The organism is Bacillus sp. PPSBB_11 (assembly GCF_038023285.1).
Classification (GTDB): Bacteria; Bacillota; Bacilli; order Bacillales; family Bacillaceae; genus Bacillus; species Bacillus altitudinis.
Genome location: NZ_CP150633.1, coordinates 2,336,530 through 2,347,586 on the forward strand (window position 1 = coordinate 2,336,530; position 11,057 = coordinate 2,347,586).

At 40.8% G+C, this 11,057-nt stretch carries 10 protein-coding genes and 1 tRNA gene; 10 read left to right on the top strand and 1 reads right to left on the bottom strand.

The features are described 5' to 3' along the window. Nucleotides 1-274: 274 nt before the first annotated feature. Nucleotides 275-348: transfer RNA gene (locus V7L95_RS11430), tRNA-Gly, on the top strand. Nucleotides 349-444: 96 nt separating this feature from the next. Here V7L95_RS11430 and V7L95_RS11435 read toward each other — a convergent pair. Further along, complete coding sequence (locus V7L95_RS11435) at nucleotides 445-1,041, bottom strand: hypothetical protein (RefSeq protein WP_340966418.1); 597 nt, start codon at nucleotides 1,039-1,041, stop codon at nucleotides 445-447. An 83-nt stretch (nucleotides 1,042-1,124) separates the two neighbouring features. Here V7L95_RS11435 and queG point away from each other — a divergent pair, with 83 nt between their 5' ends. The 9 genes from queG to V7L95_RS11480 all read left to right on the top strand — a co-directional run bounded on the left by queG (nucleotide 1,125) and on the right by V7L95_RS11480 (nucleotide 10,965). Next, nucleotides 1,125-2,273 carry a tRNA epoxyqueuosine(34) reductase QueG gene (queG, locus tag V7L95_RS11440; protein ID WP_340969028.1) on the top strand — a complete coding sequence of 383 codons (1,149 nt, stop codon included), beginning with the start codon at nucleotides 1,125-1,127 and terminating at the stop codon, nucleotides 2,271-2,273. Between the two features lie 61 nt (nucleotides 2,274-2,334). Further along, nucleotides 2,335-3,237: an amidase domain-containing protein gene (locus V7L95_RS11445; RefSeq protein ID WP_017360376.1), complete on the top strand. Its 903-nt coding sequence runs from the start codon at nucleotides 2,335-2,337 to the stop codon at nucleotides 3,235-3,237. A gap of 43 nt (nucleotides 3,238-3,280) precedes the next feature. Then, nucleotides 3,281-3,754, top strand: a complete 474-nt coding sequence (trmL, locus tag V7L95_RS11450) for a tRNA (uridine(34)/cytosine(34)/5-carboxymethylaminomethyluridine(34)-2'-O)-methyltransferase TrmL (protein WP_003211950.1) — start codon at nucleotides 3,281-3,283, stop codon at nucleotides 3,752-3,754. A 442-nt stretch (nucleotides 3,755-4,196) separates the two neighbouring features. Beyond that, nucleotides 4,197-6,092: a PrkA family serine protein kinase gene (locus V7L95_RS11455; RefSeq protein WP_017360374.1), complete on the top strand. Its 1,896-nt coding sequence runs from the start codon at nucleotides 4,197-4,199 to the stop codon at nucleotides 6,090-6,092. A gap of 140 nt (nucleotides 6,093-6,232) precedes the next feature. Next, nucleotides 6,233-7,396, top strand: a complete 1,164-nt coding sequence (gene yhbH, locus V7L95_RS11460; RefSeq protein ID WP_017360373.1) for a sporulation protein YhbH — start codon at nucleotides 6,233-6,235, stop codon at nucleotides 7,394-7,396. Between the two features lie 362 nt (nucleotides 7,397-7,758). Next, nucleotides 7,759-8,391: an HlyD family efflux transporter periplasmic adaptor subunit gene (locus V7L95_RS11465; protein WP_007497037.1), complete on the top strand. Its 633-nt coding sequence runs from the start codon at nucleotides 7,759-7,761 to the stop codon at nucleotides 8,389-8,391. Between the two features lie 39 nt (nucleotides 8,392-8,430). Then, nucleotides 8,431-10,050 (top strand): DHA2 family efflux MFS transporter permease subunit, encoded by a 1,620-nt coding sequence (locus tag V7L95_RS11470; RefSeq protein WP_017360372.1) that lies wholly within the window; start codon nucleotides 8,431-8,433, stop codon nucleotides 10,048-10,050. Between the two features lie 17 nt (nucleotides 10,051-10,067). Beyond that, nucleotides 10,068-10,592, top strand: coding sequence for a flavodoxin family protein (locus V7L95_RS11475; protein ID WP_008358701.1), 525 nt, complete (start codon nucleotides 10,068-10,070; stop codon nucleotides 10,590-10,592). A 13-nt stretch (nucleotides 10,593-10,605) separates the two neighbouring features. Beyond that, on the top strand, nucleotides 10,606-10,965 hold the full coding sequence (locus V7L95_RS11480; RefSeq protein ID WP_017360371.1) for a hypothetical protein: 360 nt from the start codon (nucleotides 10,606-10,608) through the stop codon (nucleotides 10,963-10,965). Nucleotides 10,966-11,057 lie beyond the last annotated feature (92 nt).

The window sequence follows — 11,057 nt, forward strand, 5'->3', positions numbered from 1 at the left end:
TCTGGAGGAAAGGCACTGATTGCGTATACAGCGGCAATGGGGAAAGACGGAAATTCACCGATGCTTGAAGAGATTGAGAAAAATCCTAAGCAAGCGCTGAAGAATAAGTCACATGCCTACTTATTTTATATCCAGCTAGACAAATAACTATCGTAATATATATGGAGAATATGAAATTTTTTGACGAAAAATCTTCATATTCTCTTGACGAATTGTTAAGAAAGTTGTAACATAATAAAAGTCAACGCAATGACGTTGTCTTTAAAAGATTGATGCGGGTGTAGTTTAGTGGTAAAACCTCAGCCTTCCAAGCTGATGTCGTGAGTTCGATTCTCATCACCCGCTCCAATACATAATTTTGTTTATAACGCAGTATTTCGTTTCATAGATAAACGAAGTGTTGCGTTTTTTATTATGTCAGTATAATGTAAAAAGCACTGTGACCTACAGTGCTTTTTCAATGAGTTCATATTTGCTTTCTCCACCATGTATTTGTATAAACATCTTCGTCAAGGATTGTATAAGTGCCTCACTCTTTTCCCGGGAAATAGATGGTGGGAAGAGAATGATTTGAAGAATGTTTTTTGTGTCTTGAGAAATTTGAGCTTTACTTGCTTGAGAAAATAACCCTTTAAGCTCTGCGCCATCCTGCCATTCAATATGACCAGTTTCATTTTTGGATAATGAAAGAGGCCCTTTCAATTGATCGGCATCTAATGTAAGGATAGGCAAGAAATATTTTAATGAAAAAAATATCGACAAATCCTGTACGGAATTGGTCGAGTCAATAAATTGTTCTTTTTGAATATCAGCAAGAAGCGGAAGAAAGGGAACACCTTCTAGAAGATTCGTCCATTCTTTGATCGCTGGTACTTCTTCCAAAGTTTGATCTTCATATTCAAAAAACAAAGATTCTTGAAACAGGCGTAGTCGACCTTTTAACATTTGAGGGGATTTACCTATCTCAATATGTGAATATTCAATCTGTCCAACATGGATAGACGGGCTTTGAGGTTGGGAAATTTCCATTTGTATCTTCACAGTGACTCACTCCAATCGGTCATGATACACTCGTATTATACTGAAAACAACTGAAGAAACAAAGAAAGGAGGTTTGCAAGGTGATTCATGTTGGACAATTAAAAGAAGAGTTAATTCAATATGCGAACGAAATTGGTGTCGATAAAATTCGATTTGCAAGTGCTGATACATTTGATTCATTAAAGGACCGCCTCATCTTACATGAATCGTTAGGGTATTTGTCCGGTTTTGAAGAGCCTGATATCGAAAAACGAACAAATCCTGCTTTGCTGCTTCCAAAAGCAAAATCAATTGTCGCCATTGCGCTCGCATACCCTTCCAAAATGAAAGATGCTCCCCGAAGTACAAAGGATGCAAGAAGAGGGATTTTTTGCAGGGCTTCATGGGGAACTGATTATCATGTTGTGCTGAAAAAAAAGCTCGACATGCTTGAAGAGTTTTTGCGTAGTAAACACGAAGATATACGGACAAAATCAATGGTGGACACAGGTGAATTGTCTGACCGTGCTGTAGCCGAACGTGCTGGCATTGGCTTTAGTGCAAAGAACTGTATGATTATCACCCCAGAGTTCGGATCTTATGTCTATTTGGCTGAGATGATTACAAATGTTCCATTTGAACCGGATGAGAAAATAGAAGACCAGTGCGGAACTTGTAATAAATGTGTGGATTCATGCCCAACGGGTGCTCTTGTGAATCCAGGCCAGCTCAATTCTCAAAGGTGTATTTCGTTTTTAACACAGACAAAAGGGTTTTTACCTGACGAATTTCGCTCGAAAATAGGGAATCGGTTGTATGGATGTGATACGTGCCAAACGGTTTGCCCAATTAATAAAGGGAAAGACTTTCATCTACATCCTGAAATGGAGCCGGACCCTGAAATTGCAAAGCCGCTCTTAAAGCCACTGCTGACAATGAGCAATCGTGAATTTAAAGAGAAGTATGGTCATGTTTCTGGATCATGGCGAGGGAAAAAGCCTATTCAGCGGAATGCCATTTTGGCACTTGCTCACTTTAAAGATGCATCTGCTTTGCCAGATTTGGTTGACCTGATGCATAAAGATCCAAGACCGGTCATTCGAGGCACGGCTGCTTGGGCAATCGGTAAAATTGGCGATGGTCAGCAGCTTTCAGAACTCGAAAAAGCCCTTGAACGGGAAAGTGATGAAGAAGCAAAACAAGAGATCATCAAAGGGATTGAATTGTTACAAACACCTTTAAATACTAAATAACCTCCCATTGAACATAGAATGAACCAAACAGAGATGTTAAAAAAAGTTTGGTGGTGTCTGTGTGAAACAATTATTAGAACAAACGTTAGAAGACAGACTGGCATATTTATTAAATGGCAGTACGATCAAACAGCCGCAGCTGATGTCTGATGTGGACGCTGTGGAGCGAAAGAAAGAGTTGTTTGCAAGAAGACAAGTTGAGATTGTCAAGGCGAAAGCAAAAGCAAAACTTCTCGATTCAGCTATTCAAGATGATGGAGCTCAGCAAGTACAATATCTCGCGCACCTCACTTATGTCTGTAAGGATATAGACGATTCTTTTTATTTAGAGGAACAGGTTGAGAAAAGAGAAGCGTTTCTTTATAACGACATGCTTGTGAAAGATCGGATGATGTTAGAAGAACGACAAAAGGAAGATCAGGTGGATGAGCGTTTCCAAAATGAAGACCAATTTGGAAGAGCTTTTCACTATGACCGGCGTGCAGCTGTTCAATATGCTGAGACGTATTGGAATAAACGAAATCCAGCCTATAAAAACTTCGAAGATAACTGTACGAATTTTATTTCACAATGTCTAAAAGCAGGGAATGCGCCAACGAGAGGATATCCGAACCGTGGATCTGGCTGGTGGGTTCGTCCACATACGTGGAGCTACAGCTGGACGGTGGCACATTCGATGAAAAATTACTTAGCGAATTCCAAAGCGGGGTTGAGAGCGAAGAAGCTCAAGGAGCCGCAGGAGCTTCAAATAGGTGATGTTATTTGTTACGATTTTGAGGGTGACGGTAGGTATAATCATACAACCATTGTCGTTGATCATGATAAAGGCGGAATGCCTCTTGTGAATGCACAAACGTATGACAGCCGTATGCGTTACTGGTCGTATGAAGATTCAACGGCTTATACACCTAATATTCGTTATACGTTTTTTCACATTTTGGACGATGCTCCGAAGGGTAGTTAATGGTATAATGTTGAGCGGAAAAGAAAATTAGAGGTGAACTTTTTTGGGACTTCATGTCGTTTTATATCAACCAGAAATTCCAGCTAATACTGGAAATATTGCGCGTACATGTGCAGCAACAAATACAACACTTCATCTGATTCGTCCGCTTGGTTTTTCGACAGATGATAAAATGCTGAAGCGTGCAGGACTCGATTATTGGAAATATGCCAATGTCGTCTATCATGATTCATTAGATGAATTGTTTGAGGCTCATCCGAAGGGGCAATTTTTCTATATCACAAAGTTTGGGCAAAAGCCGCATACAACGTTCGATTACTCGCAGCTAGATGAAGACTACTTCTTCGTATTTGGCAGAGAAACGAGTGGCTTGCCAAAAGATTTGATTGAACGGAATATGGATCGCTGTCTACGTTTACCGATGACAGAGCATGTTCGTTCACTGAATCTATCGAATACGGCAGCGATTCTTGTGTATGAGGCGCTTCGCCAGCAGCAATACCGAGATTTGATATAAGAACAAGATAAAAGCCGAGATCCCATCTCGCTTTCAGTGAATATATAAGTGCTGAAAATATGAACGAAATGAAAAAGGATGTTCCGCTGATGGAACATCCTTTTTTTCATTTACCAGGCTTGCCTTCGTAGCCAGCTGTGAAAATGGATACTAAAAACGTAATGATGACGCCCATCATAATGACCGTTCTCATATAAGCTCCCCCTTATCCCTTTGTTCCTTTGCTGCCGGTTTCATATGTTGTGAAGTTCGCCTTGAAAAGCAGGAGATGAAGATCATTTTTCTCCTGTTTTTCCTTTATTATGAAGGGTCTTGCGGATGGTTGTCAATTCAGTTTGCCAATTCGTCATTTTGAAGAACGAAAGCATGTAATAGGACGCCTCCGCATAGATTGTAAAACAGTATCTGATTTCTAGCTTCAATCTTGAAAGAGGAGGTTCATATGGATATTTTAAAGAAAATTGAACAGCACAGAGAAGAAGAGCAGCGACTGAAATGGGAAGGCACCTTCAGCGAATATTTAGATATTATTAAAGAAAATCCACTTGTCGCTCAGTCTGCTCATTCTCGCGTTTATCATATGATTAAGGACAGCGGGATTGAAGAGGAGAATGGGGTCAGAACCTACAAATTTTTTGATCAGGAGCTTTTTGGATTAGAGGAATCATTGGAAAGGCTAGTGGAAGAGTATTTTCACCCTGCGGCTAAACGTTTAGATGTCAGAAAGCGTATTTTATTGTTAATGGGGCCAGTCAGCGGCGGGAAATCGACGCTTGTCACAAGGCTGAAAAGAGGGCTGGAAGAGTATTCACTAACAGATCATGGCGCAGTCTATGCGATTAAAGGCTGCCCAATGCATGAAGATCCGCTTCATCTCATTCCGCAAAATCTGCGGGAGGATTTCTATAGAGAATACGGCATACGTGTGCAGGGGAATTTATCACCTTTGAACTTGATGAGGCTGGAAGAGGAATATGGTGGCCGCATTGAGGATGTGAGAGTGGAACGAATCTTTTTCTCAGAGGACAAACGGACCGGCATTGGTACTTTCAGTCCGTCGGATCCTAAATCTCAGGACATTGCTGACTTAACAGGAAGTATTGATTTTTCAACGATTGCTGAATTTGGTTCAGAGTCAGACCCGCGTGCGTACCGGTTTGATGGAGAGCTCAATAAAGCGAACCGTGGAATGATGGAATTTCAGGAGATGTTAAAGTGTGATGAGAAATTTCTATGGCATCTTCTTTCATTAACGCAGGAGGGAAATTTTAAGGCGGGGCGTTTTGCGTTGATTAGTGCGGATGAATTGATTGTTGCACATACGAATGAAACGGAGTATCGGTCATTTATTTCAAATAAAAAGAACGAGGCTTTACACTCAAGAATTATTGTGATGCCGATCCCTTATAATTTAAAGGTGACAGAGGAAGAACGCATTTATCATAAGATGATTTCAGAAAGTGATGTCTCAGATGTTCATATTGCACCGCACACGCTAAAGGTAGCTGCGATGTTCTCTATTTTGACAAGGCTGAAAGAGCCGAAGCGGTCTGATATCGATTTGGTGAAAAAAATGCGACTGTATGATGGCGAAAGTGTCGAAGGTTTCCAATCTGTTGATATTGATGAGATGAAAAAGGAATTTCATGACGAAGGAATGAGCGGAATTGACCCGAGATATGTCATTAACCGCATTTCATCCACTATTATTCGAAAGAACATGGAATCCATCAATGCACTGGATGTCCTCCGTTCCTTAAAAGAAGGACTCGATCAGCATCCATCGATCTCAAGTGAAGATCGGGAACGTTATTTGAATTTTATTTCTGTCGCACGAAAAGAGTATGACGATATGGCGAAGAAGGAAGTTCAAAAGGCATTTGTGTATTCCTATGAGGAGTCTGCGAAAACTCTCATGGATAATTACTTAGATAATGTCGAGGCGTACTGCAATAAAAACAAACTGCGTGATCCGTTAACAGGTGAAGAAATGAATCCTGATGAAAAGCTCATGCGTTCAATTGAGGAACAGATCGGCATTTCTGAAAACGCCAAAAAGGCATTCAGAGAAGAAATCCTTATTCGGATTTCAGCTTATGCGAGAAAGGGCAAACGCTTTGATTATAATTCTCATGAGAGGTTACGAGAAGCCATTCAGAAGAAGCTCTTTGCCGATTTGAAAGATGTCGTGAAAATTACGACATCGACAAAAACGCCGGATGAGCAGCAGTTGAAAAAGGTCAATGAAGTAGTGGCGCGATTGATTGATGAGCATGGCTATAATTCTACAAGTGCAAATGAACTCTTAAAATATGTAGGCAGTCTTCTGAATCGTTAATAAATGAAGGAGGCATTATTGGCGCAAACCAGCACCAGTAATGTCTTTTTTAAAAATCATCGTCATTTCGACGACGGCCAGCATACGATAATGGAATCGATGGGTACAAGAATTGTGCAAAAAGGTGAGGAGGGGGATGGATGTCCCGGCAAGAAAAAAGTCAGTTTATTGTGTCTCAGGAAGACTGGTCCCTCCATCGAAAAGGCTTTGATGACCAGCAGCGTCATCAGAAAAAAGTCAAAGAGGCGATTAAAAACAATTTGCCGGATCTTGTCACAGAGGAAAGCATTATTATGTCTAATGGCAAAGATGTGGTCAAAATTCCAATCCGTTCTTTAGATGAATATAAAATTCGGTACAACTATGATAAGAATAAGCATGTAGGTCAGGGGGATGGAGACAGCCAGGTTGGCGATGTGGTCGCTCGGGATGGATCTGACAGTAAGCAAGGGCAGGGAAAAGGTCAAGGTGCTGGAGATCAAGCCGGTGATGATTATTACGAAGCAGAAGTCTCATTAATGGATTTAGAGGAAGCGCTATTTCGTGAGCTGGAGCTACCAAATCTTAAACAAAAGGAACTTGATGATATCGTTGTCGAGGAAATTGAGTTTAATGATATTCGCAAAACGGGGTTAACCGGTAATATCCATAAAAAACGAACCATGCTGTCAGCATTTAAACGAAATGCCATGACAGGAAGCCCTTCCTTTTATCCCATTTATCCAGAGGATATTAAGTATAAGACGTGGAATGAAGTCACCAAACCAGAATCAAAAGCGGTTGTCCTAGCGATGATGGATACGAGCGGAAGTATGGGGCTTTGGGAAAAATATATGGCGAGAAGCTTTTTCTTTTGGATGACACGTTTCTTGCGGACAAAGTATGAGACAGTCGAGATCGAATTCATTGCTCACCATACAGAGGCGAAGGTCGTAGACGAGGAGCACTTCTTTTCTCGGGGAGAGAGCGGGGGAACCATTTGTTCTTCTGTCTATCGAAAGGCACTAGAGCTCATAGACGAACGATATCCCCCGTCACGATATAATATTTATCCTTTCCATTTTTCTGATGGTGACAATTTGACCTCTGATAATGCACGGTGCGTGAAGCTCGTTTCTGAAATTATGAAAAAAGCCAATTTATTTTGTTATGGTGAAGTGAATCAATATAATCGGCATTCTACGTTAATGTCAGCATATAAACATATTCAGGATGAGAAATTTAAACATTATATTTTGAAGCAAAAATCAGACGTTTTTCTCGCATTAAAAAAATTTTTTCAGCAGGAAGAAGTTCATTCTTAAAGAGAACATTCAAAAAAACCTTTCAGCATAAGGGCTGAAAGGTTTTTTGTGTGGAGAAGGAAGGGATCACCAGAAAAAAAGTAAAACTTTCTCTTTGACATTTCAATTTTCATTTATTAATATTTAATCTTGTTAAATATAAGTTTTTCAAAAAAGATGCCGATCGTCTTTTCTTCTTTTTCTGCTTTTTGCTCATAAGTGAACAATAAGTATAAATGGGCTGCACACCATTTTCAGCGGAGTAGAAAAAGGGGAAACAGACAGCTCTATGAGCTTGTTTCATAATCTGTCAGATGATGGGCATTCTAAGTTTGCTAAAGCAGATGACACTATATTTTTATACATGAAAGGAGAAACAAAACATGAACAGAGGGCGTTTATTGCTAACAAATATTATTGGCCTTATTGTGATTCTTGCCATTATTGCCGGAGGTGCTTATTACTACTACGAAAGCACAAACTTCGTAAAAACAGATGAAGCAAAAGTGACAGGTGACATGTACCAAATTACAGCGCCAGCAGCTGGACAAATCAAAGGCTGGGATATCAATGAAGGTGACGAAGTGCAAAAAGACAGCACAGTTGCAAAAGTTGAAGGAGAAGCAAAAACAAACATTAAAGCAGTGGCTGATGGCACATTAGTCAAAAAAGAAGTACAAAACAACCAACAAGTGCAGCCTGGGACAGTTCTTGGTGAAACGATTGACTTAAGCAAGCTTTACATTACAGCGAATATTAAAGAAACAGACATTAAGAACATTGAAAAAGGTGACAAAGTGGACATCGTTGTAGACGGCGATCCTGATACAACATTTGAAGGAACAGTTGAACAAATTGGTTATGCAACAAACTCAACATTCAATATGCTGCCAGCAACAAACTCAAGTGGTAACTACACGAAAGTGACACAAAAAGTAGCAGTGAAAATTTCAATTAAAAATCCATCTGACAAAGTACTTCCAGGTATGAATGCTTCTGTCAAAATTTCATCTTAATGATGACTGATATCAAAAAATGAAAGGAGGTTGTCTGAGATGGCAAATCAACCTGCAGCGACAAAACAGGGAGCAGGCTCCTTGTCTTTACTGATCATTTTAATGGCCGGTTTGTTCGTAGCGATTTTAAACCAAACGCTTTTGAACGTAGCCATGCCCCATTTAATGACTGAATTTAATGTGAGTGCGACGACAATTCAGTGGCTTACAACAGGTTACATGCTTGTCAACGGGGTGCTCATTCCGTTATCTGCGTTTTTAATCACACGTTTTGGCCAGCGCAGCTTATTCCTCGTGGCGATGATTTCATTTACACTAGGGACTTTTATTTGCGGTATTGCGCCAAACTTTTCTACGATGCTGATTGGTCGTTTGATTCAGGCAGTCGGTGGCGGTATCTTACAGCCGCTCGTCATGACAACAATCCTTTTTATTTTCCCTCCAGAAAACAGAGGGAAAGGAATGGGGATTTTTGGTCTTGCGATGATGTTTGCGCCAGCTGTCGGACCAACGTTATCTGGTTATATTATTGAACACTATTCATGGCGTATTATGTTTTATGGACTTGTACCAATAGGTGCGATTGTCATTATCGCGGCTTTCTTTATGTTTAAAAATATTGTAGAGCCTAAAAAAATCAAGCTGGACAGCCTTGGTGCGATTCTGTCGATCGTTGGTTTTGCTTCGCTTCTATACGGAGTGAGTGAAGCGGGAAGTGATGGTTGGACAGATCCAATCGTTTTATCTACGATTATCATTGGTGCGATTGCGATCATTCTCTTTATTTTCCAACAGCTAAAAGCGGATAATCCGATGCTTGATTTCCGCGTGTTTAAATACAGCATTTTCTCATTATCAAGTGTTATTAACATTATTATTACCGTTGCCTTATACACTGGGATGTTCTTACTACCGATCTACTTGCAGAACCTCGTTGGGTTTACTGCACTGCAATCGGGGTTATTAATGCTTCCAGGGGCACTTGCGATGCTCATTATGTCCCCAATTTCAGGGATTTTGTTTGATAAATTTGGACCTCGTCCACTTGCCATTGTAGGGATGCTGATTACGGTTGTCACCACATACGAGTTTACAAGGCTGACGATTGATACATCTTATAGTCACATTGTGCTCATGTATGCAGTACGTGCCTTTGGTATGTCACTCTTAATGATGCCAGTCATGACTGCTGGGATGAACCAATTACCGCAACATTTAAACAGTCATGGTACAGCGATGTCAAACACACTGAGACAAATCAGTGGTTCGATCGGTACGAGTTTGATCACGACGATTTATACAAATCGCACGACATTCCATTATTCCAATATGGCAGATCAAACGAATACGGCTGACCCGTTCTTTATGAATTCATTCCAGGCGGCTGTCTCTAATGTGATGCACCATATGGGCATGACAGCAGAAGCTGCTCAAAAATATGTGTCGACCCAGCTCTTTACGAAAGCACAAGTCGATTCCAATGTGATGGGCATCAATGATGCTTACATGTGGGTGACATTATTCTGTGCAGCTGGTGTGATTCTCAGCTTGTTCCTGCGAGATGTACGTAAGGATAAAAAGCGAAAAGAAAAGCAGGATAAGAAACAAGAAATGACATTGCTTCCAGCACCTAAGGAAGCAAACCAAGATGCAAGATAAGTGTGGAGGGACCGTACATGAAAATTTATGTCGTATACGATAGTGAAGGTGACCATACAAAAGCACTTGCAGAAGCGATTGCAGCTGGCGCAGGTGAAACAGAGCAAGCTGAAGTGTTCATTGATCATGTGAAAGATGCGGATATCCGCAAGCTTGATCAAATGGATGCAATCATTTGGGGCTGCCCTGGTCACTTTGGTACCATTAGTTCTGGATTAAAGACATGGATTGACCGTCTTGGGTATTTATGGGCAGAAGGAAAACTCATCGATAAAGTCGGTGCCGTTTTCTGTACCACTGCAACAACACACGGCGGATTAGAAATGACGATGCATAATTTGATTACGCCAATGTTCCATCAAGGGATGCTTGTGGTCGGCCTTCCTGGAAATGTTCCAGAAAATGCGTTATACGGTTCTTATTATGGAGCAGGTGTGACGTGCCCGATTGATTCTGATGAAGTGATTTCTGCAGAAGGCATTGAGCTGGGGAAAGCATTAGGAAGACGTGTAGCATCAGTCACTGCGTCATTTAAGCGATAAGGAGAGGGTTCTTTTGGCGACGATTATTGTAGCGTTAGTAGCTGCTGTTCTAGTCATTATCGGATTAGTAGCGTTCAATGTCAGACACGCTTCGGCCGAGAAGGAAGAGATCAAAGAAGATGTATCGAATCATCCTGACGTGCCGCATAGCGAGCCAGAAGTTGCGGCGAGACCTGTAGAGCCTGAAGTGGAAGAAAAAGCGTCAGAGCCTTCTCAGACAGATGATGCTCCGTCAGGTGATGATTTCTATAGACAGGCGCTTCAAAAGTTTAAACAGCCAGAACCACCTGTCAAAGAAGAAGAACCAGAGACGAAAATGAATGATGATATGTATCGTTCTGCTTTACAGAAACTAAAGCAGAAGGACAAATAAAAAGAGAACCTCTCGTTGAAGTGCACCCCAAATATTAGACACAGTCTAACATTTGGAGGTGCTTTTCTTTTGGCTAAATTTACAATTGAAGA